This is a genomic window from Mycolicibacter heraklionensis, from assembly GCF_001021505.1.
Taxonomy (GTDB): Bacteria; Actinomycetota; Actinomycetes; order Mycobacteriales; family Mycobacteriaceae; genus Mycobacterium; species Mycobacterium heraklionense.
In genome coordinates, this window is the sequence record NZ_LDPO01000007.1 from 149,568 (window position 1) to 168,532 (window position 18,965).

General features: G+C 66.8%; 19 protein-coding genes, 1 pseudogene and 1 riboswitch. Of the genes and pseudogenes, 10 read left to right on the top strand and 10 right to left on the bottom strand.

Translation table 11 applies throughout. The annotated features are described in order from the left end of the window. Positions 1 to 4 precede the first annotated feature (4 nt). The 5 genes from ABW16_RS10940 to ABW16_RS10960 all read left to right on the top strand — a co-directional run bounded on the left by ABW16_RS10940 (position 5) and on the right by ABW16_RS10960 (position 5,774). Positions 5 to 1,033, top strand: coding sequence for a fused (3R)-hydroxyacyl-ACP dehydratase subunits HadA/HadB (locus ABW16_RS10940; RefSeq protein WP_047319192.1), 1,029 nt, complete (start codon positions 5 to 7; stop codon positions 1,031 to 1,033). 471 nt (positions 1,034 to 1,504) lie between these two features. Beyond that, entirely contained in the window at positions 1,505 to 2,773 is a 1,269-nt protein-coding gene (locus ABW16_RS10945) for a PPE family protein (RefSeq protein ID WP_047319193.1), read from the top strand. A 68-nt stretch (positions 2,774 to 2,841) separates the two neighbouring features. Beyond that, on the top strand, positions 2,842 to 4,164 hold the full coding sequence (locus ABW16_RS10950) for a PPE family protein (RefSeq protein ID WP_047319194.1): 1,323 nt from the start codon (positions 2,842 to 2,844) through the stop codon (positions 4,162 to 4,164). Between the two features lie 51 nt (positions 4,165 to 4,215). Continuing rightward, positions 4,216 to 5,394, top strand: coding sequence for a sodium-dependent bicarbonate transport family permease (locus tag ABW16_RS10955; RefSeq protein WP_047319195.1), 1,179 nt, complete (start codon positions 4,216 to 4,218; stop codon positions 5,392 to 5,394). A gap of 56 nt (positions 5,395 to 5,450) precedes the next feature. Further along, positions 5,451 to 5,774 carry a DUF732 domain-containing protein gene (locus ABW16_RS10960; RefSeq protein ID WP_047319196.1) on the top strand — a complete coding sequence of 108 codons (324 nt, stop codon included), beginning with the start codon at positions 5,451 to 5,453 and terminating at the stop codon, positions 5,772 to 5,774. A gap of 10 nt (positions 5,775 to 5,784) precedes the next feature. On the opposite strand, the gene ABW16_RS10965 is transcribed toward ABW16_RS10960, so the two are convergent. From ABW16_RS10965 to ABW16_RS10980, 4 genes are all read right to left on the bottom strand, one after another. Further along, positions 5,785 to 6,909, bottom strand: coding sequence for an acyl-CoA dehydrogenase family protein (locus ABW16_RS10965; protein ID WP_047319197.1), 1,125 nt, complete (start codon positions 6,907 to 6,909; stop codon positions 5,785 to 5,787). Beyond that, entirely contained in the window at positions 6,909 to 8,141 is a 1,233-nt protein-coding gene (locus tag ABW16_RS10970) for an acyl-CoA dehydrogenase family protein (RefSeq protein WP_047319198.1), read from the bottom strand. Before ABW16_RS10970 ends, ABW16_RS10965 begins: the two co-directional genes overlap by 1 nt. Positions 8,142 to 8,245: 104 nt before the next feature. Beyond that, positions 8,246 to 8,740: a nuclear transport factor 2 family protein gene (locus ABW16_RS10975; protein WP_047319199.1), complete on the bottom strand. Its 495-nt coding sequence runs from the start codon at positions 8,738 to 8,740 to the stop codon at positions 8,246 to 8,248. Beyond that, positions 8,737 to 9,603 carry an LLM class F420-dependent oxidoreductase gene (locus tag ABW16_RS10980; RefSeq protein WP_047319200.1) on the bottom strand — a complete coding sequence of 289 codons (867 nt, stop codon included), beginning with the start codon at positions 9,601 to 9,603 and terminating at the stop codon, positions 8,737 to 8,739. Before ABW16_RS10980 ends, ABW16_RS10975 begins: the two co-directional genes overlap by 4 nt. A 121-nt stretch (positions 9,604 to 9,724) precedes the next feature. On the opposite strand from ABW16_RS10980, the gene ABW16_RS10985 reads away from it, so the two are divergent. Together ABW16_RS10985 and ABW16_RS10990 are read left to right on the top strand one after the other, a co-directional pair. After that, complete coding sequence (locus ABW16_RS10985) at positions 9,725 to 10,546, top strand: SDR family NAD(P)-dependent oxidoreductase (protein WP_047319201.1); 822 nt, start codon at positions 9,725 to 9,727, stop codon at positions 10,544 to 10,546. Continuing rightward, positions 10,546 to 11,163: a TetR family transcriptional regulator gene (locus ABW16_RS10990; protein WP_047319202.1), complete on the top strand. Its 618-nt coding sequence runs from the start codon at positions 10,546 to 10,548 to the stop codon at positions 11,161 to 11,163. The genes ABW16_RS10985 and ABW16_RS10990 overlap by 1 nt, the downstream gene beginning before the upstream one ends. Here the strand turns inward: ABW16_RS10990 and ABW16_RS10995 are convergent. The 5 genes and pseudogenes from ABW16_RS10995 to ABW16_RS11010 form a co-directional block, all read right to left on the bottom strand. Continuing rightward, positions 11,113 to 11,844, bottom strand: a complete 732-nt coding sequence (locus ABW16_RS10995) for a hypothetical protein (RefSeq protein WP_200900644.1) — start codon at positions 11,842 to 11,844, stop codon at positions 11,113 to 11,115. The two genes, ABW16_RS10990 and ABW16_RS10995, sit on opposite strands and share 51 nt — an antisense overlap. An 11-nt stretch (positions 11,845 to 11,855) precedes the next feature. Beyond that, on the bottom strand, positions 11,856 to 12,581 hold the full coding sequence (locus ABW16_RS11000; protein ID WP_233424747.1) for a DUF1906 domain-containing protein: 726 nt from the start codon (positions 12,579 to 12,581) through the stop codon (positions 11,856 to 11,858). 88 nt (positions 12,582 to 12,669) lie between these two features. Then, positions 12,670 to 13,590, bottom strand: a complete 921-nt coding sequence (locus ABW16_RS11005) for an LLM class F420-dependent oxidoreductase (protein WP_047319204.1) — start codon at positions 13,588 to 13,590, stop codon at positions 12,670 to 12,672. Between the two features lie 24 nt (positions 13,591 to 13,614). Continuing rightward, positions 13,615 to 13,743, bottom strand: a pseudogene (locus ABW16_RS27165) (oxidoreductase); the annotation flags it as partial. Then, complete coding sequence (locus ABW16_RS11010; protein WP_047319205.1) at positions 13,743 to 14,717, bottom strand: acyl-CoA thioesterase; 975 nt, start codon at positions 14,715 to 14,717, stop codon at positions 13,743 to 13,745. The gene ABW16_RS11010 and the pseudogene ABW16_RS27165, both read right to left, overlap by 1 nt. Before the next feature lie 418 nt (positions 14,718 to 15,135). Next, positions 15,136 to 15,308, top strand: a riboswitch (M-box (ykoK) riboswitch). 289 nt (positions 15,309 to 15,597) lie between these two features. On the opposite strand from ABW16_RS11010, the gene ABW16_RS11015 reads away from it, so the two are divergent. Together ABW16_RS11015 and ABW16_RS27990 are read left to right on the top strand one after the other, a co-directional pair. Beyond that, the gene (locus tag ABW16_RS11015) at positions 15,598 to 15,897 is read left to right on the top strand and encodes a PE family protein (RefSeq protein WP_047319206.1); all 300 of its coding nucleotides are present in this window, start codon (positions 15,598 to 15,600) and stop codon (positions 15,895 to 15,897) included. Between the two features lie 14 nt (positions 15,898 to 15,911). Next, entirely contained in the window at positions 15,912 to 17,120 is a 1,209-nt protein-coding gene (locus tag ABW16_RS27990; protein WP_047319207.1) for a PPE family protein, read from the top strand. A 16-nt stretch (positions 17,121 to 17,136) separates the two neighbouring features. On the opposite strand, the gene ABW16_RS11025 is transcribed toward ABW16_RS27990, so the two are convergent. After that, positions 17,137 to 18,039, bottom strand: a complete 903-nt coding sequence (locus tag ABW16_RS11025; protein ID WP_052956848.1) for a carotenoid biosynthesis protein — start codon at positions 18,037 to 18,039, stop codon at positions 17,137 to 17,139. Positions 18,040 to 18,162: 123 nt separating this feature from the next. Here ABW16_RS11025 and ABW16_RS11030 point away from each other — a divergent pair, with 123 nt between their 5' ends. Further along, positions 18,163 to 18,957, top strand: a complete 795-nt coding sequence (locus ABW16_RS11030; protein WP_047319208.1) for a DUF1906 domain-containing protein — start codon at positions 18,163 to 18,165, stop codon at positions 18,955 to 18,957. Positions 18,958 to 18,965 lie beyond the last annotated feature (8 nt).

An 18,965-nucleotide genomic window follows, 5' to 3' on the forward strand; every position in this document is an offset into this window, starting at 1 on the left:
ACTCATGACCGCAGCAGAGACGTCGGCGATCGAATCCCGGGTCGGCCATTACTACCAAATGGACGGCACCTACCTGGTGGGCCGGGAGAAGGTTCGCGAGTACGCACGCGCCGTGCAGGACTATCACCCCGCACACTGGGACGTCGCTGCCGCTGCGGAGATGGGCTACTCGGACGTAGTGGCACCGCTGACGTTCACCTCGACCCCCGGCATGAATTGCAATCGCCGGATGTTCGAATCGGTGGTCGTCGGCTACGACACCTACATGCAGACCGAAGAGGTCTTCGAGCAGCACCGCCCGATCGTCGCCGGCGACGAGCTGAAGATCGACGTGGAGCTGACCTCGGTGCGCCGCATCGCCGGCCGCGACTTGATCACCGTCACCAACACCTTCACCGACACCGCCGGCGAGCGGGTGCACACCCTGCACACCACCGTCGTCGGGGTGACCGCCGAGGACATCGACCCGACCGTCAAGACGGCCGTGCACAACGCGATGATGCACGACGTCAACATTCTCGACGTCGGCGAATCCGATGCCGCCTACGAGAAGACGGTGCGTCCCGAGGGCGAGGTTCGGATCTCCGAAGGCGGCCTGACCCGAACCCCGGCGACCCCGTCCTTCGACGACGTCAAGGTCGGCGACGAACTTCCCGTACGCCACACTCGGCTGGCGCGCGGCGACCTGGTGAACTACGCCGGTGTCGCCGGCGACGCGAACCCCATCCACTGGGACGAGGACATCGCCAAGCTGGCCGGCCTCCCCGATGTGATCGCGCACGGCATGCTCACCATGGGTCTGGGCGCGGGATTCGCCTCCGCATGGACCGGTGACCCGGGCGCCGTCACCCGCTACGCCGTACGGCTGTCGGCGCCGGCGATCGTCTCCGCCAAGGAGGGCGCCGACATCGAGTTCAGCGGGCGGATCAAGTCGCTGGACCCGGCGACCCGCAGCGGTACCATTTTGGTCGCCGCGAAGTCTGACAACCGGAAGATCTTCGGCCTGGCGACCTTGCACGTCCGGTTCCGCTGACCTGCGGTCAAGGCGGCGCCCGCAAGCCTGACAGGCCGCCTGCAGCACAGCGACAGGGAAGACCCAGTTCGCTGACAGCTAGTTTCCAGCTAACCCTGCGTACTATCAGTCGACTGAGATGACGATTGTGAAGAGAATTCCGCCCGAACAAAAAGGCGTGGACGGGTTTCGGCAATCCGGCTGATGGCGCAGCCGGAAAACTCGAACCGGCTGCGCTTTCTTACGTTTGGAATTAACGGCATAAAAGTCGTCAAAAAGCTTGATGTAAGCGGGGAATCGCTGCGGATAGCTTGATGACAGCTGCCTCACAACAGTTTTCAAAGATCCACTGGTACCACTGTCAATTGAAAAAGTCGCACGCTGTTTACATCGCAGGAACCTTGAATAGACAACGGCCGTCTAAGGTTTGGGTTCCGACGGCGAGTTTTCAGCGTCGGCAGTCAGAACGCGTGACGTAAGGAGTCACCCGAGATGGATTTTGCTGCATTGCCGCCGGAGATCAACTCCGGCCGTATGTACGCGGGTGCGGGCTCCGGCCCCCTGCTGGCGGCCGCTTCGGCTTGGGACGCGCTCGCGGCCGAATTGGGTTCTGCGGCTTCGTCCTATGAATCCGTGGTTTCGAGCCTGACCGGGGAATGGTCGGGGCCGTCGTCCACTTCGATGGCCGCGGCAGCCGAGCCCTACGTGACCTGGATGAGCACGACCGCCACACAGGCCGAGCTCTCCGCCAACCAGGCCCGCGCCGCCGCAGCGGCTTACGAGGCGGCCTTCGCCGCGACGGTGCCGCCACCGGTGGTCGCGGCGAACCGGACGCAGCTGGCAACCCTGATCGCGACGAATTTCCTCGGGCAGAACACGCCGGCGATCGCGGCCACCGAGATTCACTACGCGGAGATGTGGGCCCAAGACGCCGGGGCCATGTACGGCTACGCCGGATCGGCCGCCGCGGCGACGCAGCTCACCCCGTTCAACCAGCCACCGGAGACCACCAACCCGACCGGCACGGCCAATCAGTTGGCGGCATCGGCAGAGGCGACCGGAAACTCGGCGGCCTCCAACATCTCGCAGCAGGTCTCCCAGCTGCTGAATTCGATGCCCCAGGCGCTGCAGTCGCTGGCCTCCAACCCCGTGGGGACCGCGGCGGCGACAACATCGACTTCATTCCTGGACAGCTGGAACACGATCTTCTCCACACTGGTCGGGCCCACGACCCCGCTCGGCTGGTCGACCATCCCCGGTGGCTATTGGCTGGCGTTCGGGCAGATGTACTCCTGGATCATGAACGGGATGGCTGCACAGTCCTTCTTCGCCGGCCCGAAAGCCATCACCGGAGCGCTGCTGCCGCTGGCACCTCTGGCGCAAACGGCATTACCGGCGGCAAGCCTGAGCAGTGCCACGGGCGTGCTGGGCAACGCCGCGACGGTCGGGAAGTTGTCGGTACCGGCTTCCTGGGCGGTCGCGGCGCCGGCGACCAAGCTGGTCAGCATGGCTTCGTCACTGCCGGCAACCCTGGAGGCCGCCCCGATGGCGGCGGTCGCCGGTCAGGACGCCATGTTCGGTGAGATGGCCCTGTCCAGCCTGCTGGGCCGCGGCATAGGCGGCACCGCAACCCAAACCGTCGGCGCGGCCACCCGTTCCATGCGCAACAGCGGCGGATCCGATGCCTTCGGTCCCATTCCGCCGGGTGAAGCCGATCCCGCGGCGGCCACCATCATCGTGATCCCGGCACTGGATGAGTGACCCAGCGATGACGAAACGTGGCCTCCCCCAGCTGACTCAGTCGCACTCGACCAGATAAGGGTGTCGAAATGTATTTCTCTTTGCTCCCGCCGGAAGTCAACTCGGCCAACATGTACGCCGGCCCCGGTTCCGGGTCGCTCATTGCCGCCGCCACGGCGTGGGGGCGTCTTGCCAGCGAATTAAGCACCGCCGCATCCGAATACAACGCGGTGCTCGCCTCGCTCGCGAGTGAATCGTGGACCGGTCCGTCGGCAACGGCGATGACGGCCGCCGCCCAGCCCTTCACCGCCTGGATGTCGACGACCGCGGCCACCGCGGCTCAGGCGGCCGCCCAGGCGCAGGCCGCGGCCACCGCCTACGAAGCGGCGCACGCGGCGACCGTCCCGCCGGAAGTCGTTACGGCCAACCGCACCCAGAACCAGATGCTGTACGCCACGAACTTCCTCGGCCAGAATCTCGCGGCCATCGCGGCCAACGAAGCCCAGTACCTGGAGATGTGGGCACAGGACGCCGCCGCCATGCAGACCTACGCCGCATCGGCTGCCGCGGCCACCAAGATCACCGCGTTCACCGAGCCTCCGCAGACCACCACCGGGACCGCCGCAGCCACGTCAGCGGCCAACGCGGGGTCGGCGGCAGCCACCTCGGGCAGCAACTCGATCCTGGATTTCCTGGCCAACCTGGCGACCCAGTACAACACCTTCGTCAACAACCTGCTCACCCAGCTGACCGGCAATCCGAGTGCTCCGGCCAACTTCGCGTCGGTGTTCTCCGCCCTGAAGGGTCCGGCGGGGCTGACCACGCCGTTCAACGACATTTCGTTGCTGACCAACTTCCCCATCCAGAACGCGCTGAAGTTCGGAACTCCGGTGGGCCGGGTTTTCGAAGGCCTGCCGCTCAGCGGTCTCGGCGCCGGGCTTCGTGCCGGAACCGCCTCCGCAGGCCTGGCGTCGACGGTGTCGGCCACCATGTCCGAGGCGAACCTGGTGGGCAACCTGTCCGTCCCGCCGAGCTGGGCCTCTGCCAGCCCGGCAATCCGGCTGGCGGCCACCGGCGTTCCCGCCGCAGGCCTGGCTGCCGCCCCCGCCTCGGGGATGGCCGGCGGCCTGATCAACCAGGCGGCGCTGGGCAGTATGGCCGGCGGCGCGCTGGGAAGCGCCAGCCCCCGCACCGTGCCCAGCGGGCGCATCCGGATCCAGGGCGGCAAAGCCAAGACTCCCGTCAAGCTCGACGCGGTGATCGCCAAGCTGCAGAGCCAGCCCGAGGCGGTCCAGCACTGGAACGTCGACCAGGCCGGACTCGACGAACTGCTTGACGAATTGTCGAGGAAGCCCGGCGTTCACGCCGTGCACCTCAAGGGCGCCAAGAAAGCCGCAACGCCCCTCAGCTGACGCCCAACAGCGGCGCCAAACCTTTCCCCACCTCCCCCGAAAGAGAGAGACATGCTTCTCGAGTTTTGGCAGAACTTCACGCACAACCTGTTCAAGCCACTGTTGTTGTTCTTCTACTTCGGCTTCCTTCTCGCACTGGCCAAGGTGCCGTTCGAGTTTCCGAACGCGGTCTATCAGGGCCTGACGATGTACCTGTTGCTGGCCATCGGCTGGCACGGTGGCGAGGAACTCGCCGGCATCGACCTCTCCCAGGTCGGCGGAATCCTCGGGTTCATGGTCACCGGCTTCGTGCTGAACTTCGTCATCGGCACCATCGCCTACCTGTTGCTGAAGTACCTGACGAAGATGCGAGAGGTCGACCGCGCAACGGTCGCCGGGTACTACGGCTCCGATTCGGCCGGAACCTTCGCCACCTGCATGGGCGTGCTGGCCACCATCGGCATGGCCTTCGACGCCTACATGCCCGTCATGCTGGCCATCATGGAGATCCCCGGCTGCTTGGTGGCGCTGTTCCTGGTTGCCCGGTTGCGCCACCGGGGTATGGACGCTGCCGGAAACATGCCGCACGAGCCGGGCTACACGGTGCCGGCCGGTTCCGTCCCGGCAGCCGTCGGTGCCGCGCAGGCCTCCGGTGACCCGACCGGCGGTCTGGCCATCGAGATGACCCCCGAACGTCGTGCGGAGACCGAAGTGACCTCGAACGGGCGCCTGATCAGCCCGGAATTGCTGCGGGAGGTCTTCCTCAACCCGGGCATCTGCCTGCTGCTCGGTGGTATCGCGATCGGCTTCATCAGCGGTCTGCAGGGCTCGAAGGTCACCGGCGTCGACGACCCGGTCTTCGTCACCGCCTTCCAGGGAGTCCTGTGCCTCTTCCTGCTCGAGATGGGTCTGACTGCGGCGCGCAAGTTGAAGGACCTGAAGTCTGCCGGCCGTGGCTTCATCGTGTTCGGCCTGCTGGCTCCCAACCTGTTCGCAACGCTGGGACTGTTTGTCGCACACACCTACTCGCAGCTGACCGGCGTCCACTTCCAGCTGGGCACCTACGTCCTGTTCGCCGTGCTGTGCGGCGCGGCGTCCTACATCGCCGTGCCGGCCATCCAGCGGCTGGCGATTCCGGAAGCCAGCCCCAGCCTGCCGCTGGCCGCATCGCTGGGTTTGACGTTCGCCTACAACGTCACCATCGGTATCCCTCTTTACATCGAGATCGCCCGTCTCATCACGTCGCAGTAGAGGAATTGCACAGTATGGAGACGCCAGGCAGCCGAGTAAAGAGTAGGAGGAACGGCATGCGCAGTCTGTTATCGGTCTTGGGCATTGCCGCCGTCATCGGGTGTGCCGCGCCGGCGTACGCGGATCCCGATGATGGCGACGGCGGCGGCGGCGACGCCGCCTTCCTGACTGCCCTAAAAGCCGCGGGGCTCACTTTCGCCAGTAGCGATCAGGCCATTGTGGCCGGCCATGCCGTCTGCAGCATGGCTAACAACGGCGAGTCGGGATTGAAGGTCGTCAAACAACTGACGGCCGACAACCCCGGGCTGACCATGGACGGCGCCGCGCAGTTCGCGGCGATCGCCGCCAACGCTTACTGCCCGCACCACTTGCAGAAGTAGCCGGCCCCGGCTACGCCTTTGTCAGCTCTGCGTAGCGGGCCAGGTGGGAGTCGGTGGTTCCGAACTCGTATTGAATTGCGGTGAGCCGCTTGAAGTAGTGGCCGATGGCCAACTCCTCGGTCATGCCCATCCCACCGTGCAACTGCACCGCCTGTTGGCCGACGAATCGGGCCGCCCGGCCGATGGTGGCCTTGCCCGCCGACACCGCACGGGCACGGGAGGCTTCGTCGGCCTCGAGGTTGAGGATCGCCAGGTAGACCGCGGCAGCTGACTGCTCGACCTCCATGAACATGTCGACCATACGGTGCTGCAGCACCTGGAAGCTACCGATCGGCTGCCCGAACTGCTGGCGTTGCTTGCAGTATTCGACGGTGTCCGCCAACACTTTCCGCATGCAACCGACCGCCTCGGAACAGATCGCCGCGGCACCCTCGTCCCGGGCCTGAGCCAACGACGGCCATGCGCCGCCCCGCTCACCCAGCAACGCCTCAGCACCAAGCCGCAGATCGGTGAAGGTGACATCGGCCGCGCTGCGGTCGTCGATGGTTCGATACGGGTGCAGCGTGATGCCGGCGGCGTCGGCCTCGGTGAGGAACAACGAGATGCCGTCCTCGCCCTCGATGCGCGCGGTGACCAGCAGATGCGTCGCCAGCGGTGCCGCCACGGCCATGATCTTCGAGCCGTTCAACACCCAGCCGTCGCCATCGGGACGCGCCAGGGTCACCGCGTCCTGCCAACGATCGGCCGAATCCGGCTCCGCGGCAGCCAATGCCGCAACCGCGGTACCGGCCACGATTTCCTTGAGCAGGCCGGTTGCCACCGGGCTGCCGGAGCGGTGCAGCAGTCCGCCGGCGACGACGACGGAGTCGACATAGGGTTCGATCACCAGCGCGTGCCCCAGCGCTTCGGTGATGACCATGAGTTCTACGGCGCCGCCACCGATTCCGTCGAACTCTTCAGAGAACGTCGCACCCAGAATGCCCAGTTCGCCGGCGAAGGCGCGCCAGATCTCGGGCTGCCAGCCGGCGCCGGTCTTGGCTGCGGCGCGGCTCGTCTCGAGGTCGTAGCGCGCGGCGAGGAACTTGGTGATGCCGTCACGCAGCATCTGCTGCTCATTGTTCAGGTTGAAGTCCATTAGAGCCCCAATGCCGCCTTGGCCAGAATATTCCGCTGAATTTCGTTGCTACCGGCGTAGATCGAGCCGGCCCGGTCGTTGAAGTAGCGCAGCGGGGCCACCGCCTGCCACGGTTCGCCGGACGCATATCCGTCGGCGGGAGGCTGGTAGTCGGCGATCGGTCCGCCGGGCGCGGTGACATGCGGCTGATAGATGCGCCCCCGCGGTCCGGCCGCCTCCAACGCCAGCGCCGTCAGTTCCTGGCTCAGCTCGGTGCCCAAGATCTTGAGCATCGACGACGACGCCCCGGGATTGCGTCCCTCGGCGACGGCGGTGAGCACCTGGTATTCCAGGATCTCCAAAACCTCGGCGCGAATGCGCGCGTCCGCGAGCTTGCGCATGAAGGCGTCGTCGTCGGCGAGCTTGCCACCGCCCGGCCCAGGCTGACTCTTTGCCGCCGTAGCGATCTCTTCGGCCACCACCTGCAGGCCCGGCGCCACCGCGCCGCCGCCGCGCTCGAACTCGAGCAGATATTTCGCGACCGTCCAGCCGCTGTCGATCTCGCCGATCACATTGGTCTTGGGGACCCGCACCTCGTCGAAGAACACCTGGTTCTGGATCTCTTCGCCGGAAGTCATCACCAGCGGCCGGATCTCGATACCGGGCGAGTTCATGTCGATCAGCACGAACGTGATGCCCTGCTGTTTCTTGCCGGTCCGGGAGGTGCGCACCAGGGCGAACATCCAGTTCGCCTCGCCGGCGTGCGTGGTCCAGATCTTGCTGCCGGTGCACACCAGGTCATCGCCGTCGACGGTGGCCGCCATCGACAGGGCCGCCAAGTCCGATCCGGCCTCCGGCTCGGAGTAGCCCTGGCAGAAGAACACCTCACCGGTGAGGATCCGGGGCAGGAAGTAGTCCTTCTGCGCGTCCGTTCCGTACCGGACGATCGCGTGCGCGACCATCCGGATTCCCATCGGCGACAGCGACGGTGCGCCGGCAAGCGTCGACTCGCGACTGAAGATGTAGTGCTGGGTCAGGCTCCAGTCGCAGCCGCCGTGCTCCACCGGCCACGCGGGCGCCGCCCAGCCCCGCTCGTGCAGAATCGCCTGCCACGCCATGCTGGCCTCGTGATCGGCGTAGACACTGGTCATGAGCCGGCCCGCGCGGCGCAGCTCAGGGGTCAGTTTCTGGTCGAGAAATTCCCGAACCTCAGCTTGAAATGCCCGGTCTTCCTCCGACCACCGCAGATCCATTAATCTCCCCTGCCGTGCCGGCGGATAGGCGCTTTTCCGCGCAGTCTAGCCGCCGGGTTGTGCGGACCGACTTCGGCCGTCTCGGCCGCTACGCCGTGGGCTTCTCAACGGATGCGCCCGGCAACGCCGTCCACCAGTAACGCGCGACTCTCCGCGGCGCCGTCCAGCATCCGGGTGATCCGCGTGACAATCTGCCACTGGCCGGGCGAACCGGCCACCCGTTCGAAGTGAAAATAGTTGGCGCCGCCGCGCGCGACGCGAAACTCGCTGCCCTGTTTGACCAGCAGCGTCGACTCGCACACGGCGACCGCCTCGTCGCCGTTCACGGTGACCACTGCCGGCCCCAGGAAGTGCGTACATCCGCGAGCGATCAGCTCCTGGTGGCCACGAGAGCGCACCATGGCCGCAATCTCCTCGCGGCCGTTCATCAGCCAGTTTTCGACGTCGTAGACGCCGTCCTGTCGCCACAGCGCGGCGACCGATTCGGGGTCGCCGGCGTCCACCAATGGACCGTAGGACGCGATCAGCCGCTCGATCGCGCGCTCGTCCTCGATCTTCTGCAGACGCCGCTCCAAGTCGGCCAGCCGTTGCTCGCTCATCGCCGCTCCCGCTGCCGGAGGTCGGCCAGCTCGGCAAGTGCGGCCAGTTGGTCGCAGAAGTGCGCCGAAGAGCGCGCCGAGATCACACAGCTCACATCGGTGGCCCCGATGTCAGCCAGCCTGCCGATCCGATCGAGGGCCTGCTGCGGGGCGTCGATCGGGTCCAGCGGAGGCGTCGACAAGACAACCGCGAACTCGTCCGGGAGGTCCACGGAGCCAAGATATTTCGCCAGTTCGCCGACGCTGAGGCCGAACGGCGCCCAACCGTCAGCCAGGCCCACCGCCCGCCGAAGCGAACGGCGGGTGCGGCCGCCCACCCAGATCGGCACCCGCTGTTGTACGGCGCACGGCTGCACCACCATCGAGTCGAACCGGTAGAAGGCTCCGTGATAGGCGGGGCGGGTGTCCGACAGTGCCGCCCGCAACGCCTTCATCGCATCGTCAGCGCGGGCGCCGCGGTCGTCCCACGCACAGCCGAGCAGGTCGAACTCCTCGCGCAGCGATCCCACTCCGACACCCAGGGTCAGCCGGCCACCGCTGAGCCGGTCGAGGGTCCCGTAACGTTTGGCGATCTCCAACGGATGGTGATAGCCCAGCACCACAACCGATGTCACCAACCGGATCGAGCGGGTACGGGCAGCGAGAAACGACAGGGTGGCCAACGGGTCCCAGTAGGTCGTCCCGCGCCCGGCCGCGGCCTCGTCGGGCACCGCGACGTGTTCCGAGCAGGTGAGGTAGGCGAACCCGAGTTCGTCGGCGGCCGAAGCGATCCGGCTGATGTCCTCGACACCGCCTTCGGCTTCCCAGTCCGATGCCGTACCGGGGATCTGGATGACGACCGGTGTGGCCAAGCCGAGCCGCATCAGCGGGACCGAATCCGGGGGCCGTTGTACCGCAATGGCTCTGCGCCTTCCGTTGCACCACGAGGGTGAGGTAACCTCTTCCGAGTAAAACTAGAATGAATTTTAGTTATGGAGGCGTGCCTTGTCCAGCGGTGATCAATCCGAGTGGGCCCAGCAGTACGGCCCCTGGGCTGTGATAGCCGGCGGCTCCGAAGGTGTCGGCGCCGAGTTCGCATTCCAGCTGGCCGACGCCGGCATCAATCTGGTCCTGATCGCGCGCAAGGCAGAGCCGCTGCGTGACACCGCCGATCGGTGCCGGGCACGCGGCGTGCGTGTCCGTGAGCTCCCTTTGGATCTGGCCGGTGCGGACGCGGTCACGCGGATCGTCGAGGCGACGACGGAGCTCGAGGTTGGTCTGCTGATCTACAACGCGGGAGCCAACACCCACAGTGCGGAGTTCCTCGACGGCGATCCGGCGGCCTTCGGGCGCGTCCTCGACCTGAACGTGCGGACACCGCTGGCGCTCATCCATCATTTCGGCGGGCCGATGCGCGTCCGTCGGCGCGGCGGTCTGCTGCTGGTCGGGTCGCTGACCGGCTATCTCGGTTCGGCCCGGCAGACCGTTTACGGCGGCGCGAAGGCGTTCACCCGGATCTACGCCGAGGGCCTCTGGCTGGAGTTGCGCGACTACAACGTGCACGTACTGGAATTGGTGCTCGGCGTGACCAGGACTCCCGCCATGGCACGAGCCGGCCTCAACTTCGACGTGCCGGGGTTGCGGGTGTCCGATCCGGCTGATGTCGCGCGCGAAGGACTCAGCCGGCTCTCCCAGGGCCCGGTGCACGTCATCTCGGCCCACGCCGACAGTCCTGCCCTGCGCGCCACCTCAGATCGTGCCGAAGCCGTGCTCGCCTCGCATCGGCTGATGCAGAAGTTGCTCCGAACAGCCCCCCCAAGCCACTGATGCCCCGCCCGCCGGTTGAGCGCGAGGCGGCTACCCCCAGCACGACCGCGCAACGACAACGCTGCGAGCGCATCCTTGCCACCGCGGCCCGACTCGGTGCCCGCGACGGGCTGGAGGCCGTCCGGATGCAGGACGTGGCCGATCAATCCGCGGTATCGATCGCGACCGTCTACCGCTACTACCCCACCAAGCATCACCTGTTCAGCGCCTTGTTGTTGCACTACACCCAGACCGCCGGTCCGTCGCACCCGCCGACGGGCTGTCCGGCGGCCGACGTCACCGACCTCATGGTCAGTATCTGTCGATCGATGCTCGCGCGTCCGCGGCTGGCCCGCGCAATGATCACCTCGGTCAACGCCCGGCGATCCGAATCAACGGCGAGCGGTGACTTCGACCTGCGCGCCGCCGTCTTGGCCGTCGCCGGCATCGCCCGGCCCGCACCGGCCGACACCCAGCTGGCACTACTGGTGGAGCAGTGCGCCTACGGCATCTTGTCCTGGGCCGTGATGGGTGAAACGACCCCTGCACAGGCCGAGCGCGACATGCGGCGCGCCTGCGAGCTACTGCTAGCGCCCTGGCGAGGTGATACGCGCGCCGGACCCGCGACGCGGCGCTGACGCCGCACCCGGGGCTGCGCCATCGCCGGCGCGTGGCATCGCCAGCGCTGTCCCGAGGATCCAGGCGAACAAGAACGCCGGCATTGCGGTGATCGCATATCCCTCCAGGGACAGCGGGCCGCCGCGGAAGACGAAGGTCAGCAGCAGCACCGGATGGACTACCGCGGCAGCGAGCGCGAGGTGGCCGGCGTACGACGGCAACGTCTGCCGGGCATACACCGCGATCACGAACGCGCCCAGCGCCACCACCAGGGGCATCCCCGACATGGCCAGCAGTCCGAACGTCAGGTCGTAGAGCAGTGCCGCCGCGTCGGCACTGCGGCGCCGGTACAGCAGCAGGTCAAAGGCGGTGAATCCGCTGAGCAGCAGCGTTACGCATCCGATGAAGCCCGCGGCGAAGCAGGTCGGCAGGATCGATTTCATCGGAACGCGATCCCGCAGGTACGTCCACACCGCGGCACCGAAGACGAACCAGAGCGTGACGCCGACGGTATTGAGGGCCATCGTCAGGACCAACCGATCGTGGTGCGCGGCGGCCCACCGCGCCACGTCGACCGACTGCGTTCGGGTTCCCGGGAAAGACCAGATCGGGTACACCAGCAAGGTGATCGCGGGCAGGACGACACCGAGGACGCCGGACCATCGCGCCACTCGTGGTGCGTCCCAGGATGTGCCGATCACGAAAGTTCTCCCTATTGTCGGGCGAGGTCCCATTGGCCGAAGTCCGCGGCGAGGACGTCGTTGACGTCGACATGTACGTCGTCGATGACGAAACCCGGCTCGGTCGCGGTGACGATTTCTCGTTGGAAGAGTACGGCCGCCGGTTCGCGGTCCCCATGCGACCACGCCCGGGTCTGCCACGCCCACCGGTGACCCGGGCTGGTCGATTTTCCGACGACGCCGTCGTTGATCGCCCAGGTGCATTGCCGGGCGCCGCCGTAAATTCCGGTGCGGTCAACGCCCAGTACGGAATTGATCCCGCGAAACCATTGGACCGCCAGACTCTTCCATGATGTGGCGTCGATGTCCTCGTCGACGCTGAAGAAGATCGGCGCGGACGGCGGTCCCCCGGCGGCGGCGTGCAACCGTAGCGCCGTCCGCGCATCGGCCACGCCGCCGTCGTATCCCCGGGTGAAGTCCGACGGCGACTGCGGCCAACCTGGCTTGCCGAACTGGTAGCAGCTGGCGACCTGCAGGCCGGCGGCGCGGAGGCCGTCGGCGTAGTCGCGGGTGACGGGCTTGAAATCGAAGGTGGCGCCCGGCCGGAGCTCGGAGACGTAGACCAGCGCCCCGTCGAAACCGGCGGCCTTGATCTGTTCGGGCGACACCAGCCGGTGGGCGAAATCGATGACTTGCAGCCCGTTCGCACCGGCCCGCGGCGCGCCGACCGTCGCCCCGAGGGCACCGGGCAATGCCAGCGCCGGGCCGAGTAGCGCGGCATACCTGAGCACCTCGCGCCGCGAAGCGGAACGCGTCACAACTCCGAAGAGTACTGGCCGGACGTTCCTAGAACGTCCTGATCACCGATTCACCGAAATGCGATAGGGCCTCCACGGCCCGGCCGAGGCTGTCGCCGGGGACCGCGACCTGGACCCAGGTCACGCCGATCTCGGCCAGGCGGCCCAGACCGTCCAGATAGGCGCCGGGATCGAAGTCGTCGTAGCCGAGGCGGCCGCCGGCGAGGTTCGAGAAGCAGACGTCGATGGTGGACCAGTCACGGTCTGCTTTCTCGCAGCGTCGTCTCAGGTCGTCGATGCCTGCTGCCAGGGCTTCCAGCGAGTTCATCTCGGCGGTGCGGGCGGTGCTGGCCAGACCGGGCGGCGCCGGGAACGGCGCCCAGCCGTCACCCCGCGTCGCCACCCGCTGACGTGCCTTTCCCGTGTTGCCGCCGATCCAGATCGGCGGATGGGGGTTGCTGACCGGTCGCGGATGCGCGGTGATCCCGTGCGCCCGGAAATGTCGGCCCTCGAACGAGACGTCATCACCGGTCCAGATAGCTCGGATGACGTCCAGGCTCTCTTCGACCAGTGCGGCGCGCTCATCGAAGTCCACCCCCAAAGCGGCGAACTCGCCCTTGAGGTAGCCGACACCAACGGCCAGGGTGAACCTTCCTCCCGACAAAAGATCCAGCGTCGCACCCGATTTCGCCACGACGAACGGGTTGCGGTAGGGCAAGACGACGACATTCGGGATGAACCGGATCTTCTCGGTGTGCGCTGCGGCGAATCCCATCGCCACGAAGGGATCGAGGCTGTCGTGGCCGCCGGCGTCGAGCCAGCGCTGGGTCGGCGCCGGGTGGTCCGTGAAACCCATGGCGTCAAACCCGGCGGCCTCGGCCGCCCGCGCAACGGTGGTCACCCCGCCTGCGGAGGCCAACTCGGGATCACACGGATGGGTGATGATCGGATAGGTGAAAGCGAACCGCATACGGCTCTCCTTCGCGTGGAGTTGCTAAGTGTTGGTAGGCCGTGACGGACCGAGTACGTAATCGCCACTGTCGGGATGGTGGTACCAGCCGCCCGCCGCGTGCGTTCCGCCGTCGACATGCAGCGTCTGTCCGGTCACATACGAACTCAGGTCTACCGATCCTCGGGCTTCTGTCGTCCGGGCGCCTCGGCTATCGGCCGGACCAGGACTTCTTGAGCGGTGCTGGCCACATGGCGACCGGCGGCATCCACCATGGTGCCGTGCACCAGGGCGCGGTGGCCGGCCGTGGCGACGGTCTGCTGGGTGTAGAGGTGCCATCGATCGAAATGGACCGGACGGTGCAGCCAGACGCTGTGGTCCAGGGTCAGGCCGGTGTGCGTGGCATGGTCGACCGGCTCCGGGTGGGCACGAAATGCGGTGTCCACCAGTAGGTAATCGCTGGCATAGGCAAGCAGCACTGCGTGCAGCTGCGCGTCGCGGTCGATCTCGCGTGGCAACCGCATCCAATGTGTACGCGGGCCCGGCGCCTGTGCGCCGCCGAGGAAGACGGGCGCTTCGGCGGTGCGGACTTCCAGTGGTGGGGGTCGTTCGATCCAGGTGTTACCCCGCCCGGCCAGGTACGGCGGGGCGTGCTGTACCCAGTGCTGCAGCAGCGGCAGGGCTTCCGGTGCGGGTCCGGGCAGCGGCACGGGGGTGGTGTCTGTGCTGTCGGGGCTGGTGTCGAAGGACACCGTCGCCACCATCAGGGTGCGACCGTCCTGCTGTACGGTGACCTGCCGCGCCGACATGGTGCGCCCGTCGCGGGTGCGGTCGACGACGATCTCCAGAGGTATGGCGGAGTCGCCTGGGCGCAGAAACGACGCATGGATCGAATGGGCGGTGAGCCCGGGCACCGTGGCCGCGGCCGCTGCCATCGACTGGGCGATGAGCTGGCCGCCGAAGATTCGGCCGAACCGGCCGGCCTCGTTCCCCGCCCGGAATCGGTCAGCGCCCATTGGGTGCAGGGTCAACACCTGCTGCAGCCTGTCCAGGGCGTCGTGCGTGGCGCGTTCCAGGTGGCTGCCGGACCCGAGCAGGGGACCGCAGTAGTCGGAACCAACGGAGACCTCGGACGCCGACGTCTGCACAAGTTCCTCCGTAGTCGCTGATGTGACTGCTAGCCCATTTAAGTAAATGGGGTGATTCAGGTCAAGGGCGGACGCGATCCGTGCTCAGGAAACCACGTGCGTAGGGATCGGCCGCCGGCCATTTCGAAGGTAGCACGGCTTGATTCACCGAATCGTCGGTCTACGACACCGTCCGAGCATTCGGTCGATCAGCTGGGCTCGGGATCCGTTGGTATTTCGTGTGGTTCACCACCGTCGCCGTGTCGAGGCTTTCGCCGGTATGGCGTGTTCCTGCGGCGGGCAAATTTCTCTACATTGCGAATAGCACTGTCATACAGTGCGTTTCGGGGTGCATTGGCCTTTTTGGGCAACGCAGTTGGGTATGCGGAGCTGCTCGTTCGAGTTGACTACCCCCACCGTTGATGCCACCATGGCCGCGAACGCACCTCGCTAGGTGAGGCGTCTGTACGGATACAGGCCACTGACCTCAAACGTCGAGAGACGCCCAGGGTCAGGACAGCTCTTCCCGGCTTAAGGGTTGAGCCCAAGTGGCTTTCGGCCTATGGCTGGATACGCCGTGCAGTGCCAAAACTCTGTCGAGAGGGGTGCCGTCCGGCCGACTCCGCGCTGGTTCGGTTTGTCCCGATGTGCCCGCCGCAACGGCATCCCCGTGTGCCCTGGCCGTGAGGAGGTGAGAGCGACATTGAGTCCGAGCGATAGTCCTTATCCGAGTTCGACGATCATTTCGTTCGAATCCTGCCCCGGCGCTGCTTTCACCTTCTGAACCGGTTCGCGCCGTACCGTATCAGCGCTGTCCTCATCGTGGACGTGCGCTGCCGTGACGCGCGAATATCCGCTTTTAGCAGCGTAATTCGTCATGCCTTCTCGAGGGAGATTTCCGATGTCTTTTGTGTCCGCCTTGCCCGAAGAACTGGCCGCGACAGCGGCCGATCTGCGCGGCGTCGGATATACGGTGGCCGCGCAGAGCGCCGCCGCCGCAGCGCCGACTACCGGCGTGATTCCCGCCGCCGCCGACGAGGTCTCGGTGCTGACCGCGGCTCAGTTCGCACGGCACGCCCAGGTGTACCAAGCGATCAGCAAGCGAGCCGCTGCGGTGCACGAGACGTTCGTGAACACGCTGCAGCGCAGCGCGCAGTCATACGCAGCGACCGACGCCGCGAACGTCATCTCGTTCTACTGAAAGGATTTTGGGTAATGGACTACGGATCAATTCCACCGGAGATCAACTCGGCACGGATGTACGCCGGACCGGGATCGGGGCCGATGTTGGCCGCTGCGGCTTCCTGGAATCTGCTGGCCTCGGAACTGCGCTCGGCAGCAACATCTTTCGAGTGGTTGGTGGCTAGCCTAGCCAGTCAAGGGTGGTGGGGGCCATCGGCATCGGCGATGGCGGCGGCGGCCGAACCCTACTTTGTGTGGCTGGGCGTGACCGCCGAGCAGGCCGAGCAGGCAGCGGCACAGGCGTACGCCGCGGCCGAAGCGTATGCCACGGCCCACGCCATGACCGTGCCGCCCGCGGCCATCGAGACCAACCGGGTGCTGCTGGCGTCATTGGTCAAGACCAACGCGCTGGGACAGAACACCGCGGCCATCGCAGCGGCCGAAGCTCGTTACGGCCAGATGTGGGCGCAAGACGCCGTCGCGATGTACGGCTACGCCGCGGCTTCCGCTACCGCCACACAACTGATCCCCTTCGCAGATGCTCCCGAAACCACCCATCAAGACGAGGGCGGGCCGGCCGCCGGCGGTGTAGACCCCACCGATGCCCACGCCCAGCTGCCCAATGCGTTGCGGAGCATGGCGTCGCCGGCGGAGGGCACCTCGCCGTCGTCACCCGATTGGGACTGGACCAAATTCTTCGACGGCCTCTTCGGGGATACCTGGGGCAGCGACGATGGGTCGGGTCTGAATATCAATGCCCAGTTGTGGAACACCATCGCCGCAACCGGCATTTTCGACCCCGGCGGCAACATCGAGGGATTTTCCGGGCTGGCCACGCTCGGGTTTCTGGCACGCGGCATGGATGGCGGCACAGCCGCCCTGTCCCGCGCCGGGCTCGGCCCGGCCTCCGGTATGACACTGGCGTCGACGGCCACTGGTGGGCTGGAGGCCGCCGGCCGCGCTGCCGGCGGCGCCAGCTCCCCGGTGGCTGCCGGTGTGGGCCGCGCCACCCTGGTCGGTTCGTTGTCGGCGCCACCCAGCTGGGCGGCGGCCACCCCGACAGGTGCTCCCACCGCCGGGACGGGTAGCGGCTGGACCGTCGCCCCGGAAAGCAGGTCGATGACCGCCATGCCTCCCCCGATTCCTCCGGGTGGCGCCGGCCGCCACGGCGGCTACGGTCTCGGCACACCGCGCTATGGGGTCAAGCTCACCGTCATGCCGCGTCCCATCGTGGTCGGGTAGCGGCCCGTGTGCGCCTTTAGTCGGCGGTCTCCGGCGACGCCGCCGGCGTGCCTTGATAGAGCCGGACCACGCTGACGACCACGACCAGGCCCATCATGAACCACGTCATCTCAGCGCATGTCTCATAGATGTCGGCCAGTGCAACGGGTGTGCCCTGGATCGTCGTCGTGGCGTCGCCCGCGCGCAGCAGCCCGAGGTTCACCTGCAGGCCGAGTCCGAACCAGATGACGGCCGGCATCAACAGCGCCGACCGGGTGACGGAGGTGGGTTCCCGTCGCCACCGTCGTTCAATCAAGGCAAATGTCTGGAACAGCACCCACCCGGTGATCACCCAGCCGACGTAGTTGCTCAACGGCACGCCCAGAACCCCGCTCGGTGACCGGTAGGAGTACATCTGACGCACGTAGGCCCCGATCGGGTCGATCACCAGGTCGTAGCCGCCGACGATCAGGGTGGCGACGACGGGTGTCACGACGACCGACAGCGTCCGGCTCCGGAACTCGCCCACAATCACCCGGGCCAGAATCCAAGCCACCCAGGCCAGAATCGCCCAGGCCGCCACCACCGTGAACGGCACGCCGAACGCACGGGGTCCTTCCACGTGATGGGTGTAGAAGCCGAACGGGAAGCCGGTCGCGATACTGCACGCCTCCAGGCCGAATCCCACAGTCACCGCGATGGCCAAGTAGGCGACGGCGCCGGCGGGTTTGTAGAGCGTCAGCGTATGGAGCAACACGAACACCGCCAACGCCGCGCCCGAGATGGCTTCGGCGACAGCCGATATCGATGATCCGCCAGTCAAAGCGGTCGTTACCATCGCAGCGAAGCACGTCGCGACGACGCACCAGCCCGCGACCACCAACAGGACCTCGGGTGCGCGCGGAGTCGTCGGCGATGTATTGCTGACCGGCGTCGACACGCACGAATCGTATCCGCCGACGACTCGCCTTCCGGGCAAAGCGACGATCTTTGCGGAAAAGCGTCCGAGCGCTCTCGGCGCGGGCAACACCATTAACAGCAGCCACATTGTTAACATCGGCCCGTGCCTGACTCTCCGCGGACTTCCCGCCCTCGGAACCACGTCTCCCGACGTGACGCACTGCGGTACGCATCCGCCGCGGCGCTCACCGGGCTGGGCGCAGCGACCACCGGAATGCCGACGGCGTCGGCTGCGGCTCCCACGCTCATCGACTACGCCATGCGCCAGATTCCGGCGCAGGACATCCGGGCCGCCGGCCATGCCGGAGTCATCAACTACGTGTCGACGTCGCGGCCTGGTTCGCACTTCGGCGCCAAGCCGATCACCCGGCCCTACGCCGAATCGCTGACCGCCGCGGGACTGGTGATCGTCAGTAACTACCAGTACGGCAAGCCGGGCGGGACGGCACCGTCGGATTTCACCCGGGGATACCCCGGCGGTGTCTCCGACGCGCAGACCGCCTGGCAGCTGCACACCGCGGCAGGCGGCGGGCGCAGTGCGCCGATCTTCTTCAGCGTCGACGACGACATCGACCGCAACACCTGGAACACCGTGGCACTGCAATGGTTTCGGGGAATCAACTCGGTACTGGGAGTGCAGCGCACCGGCGTCTACGGAGGCGTGAACGTGTGCCAGTGGGCGGCCGCCGACGGTGTCATCGGGGTCTCCCGCACACCCGGTAAGCGGTGGGCCTGGCAGACCCGATCCTGGTCGCGCGGCCAGGTCGACCCCGGTGCAGTGCTCTATCAGCGGATAGTGAGTACCGCCTCGAACCCGGGGCCGATCGTCGGGGGGATCGAAGTCGACGTCAACGATGTCCTGGCCCAGGACTGCGGCCAGTGGAATTTACATCCGTGAGGTCGTGC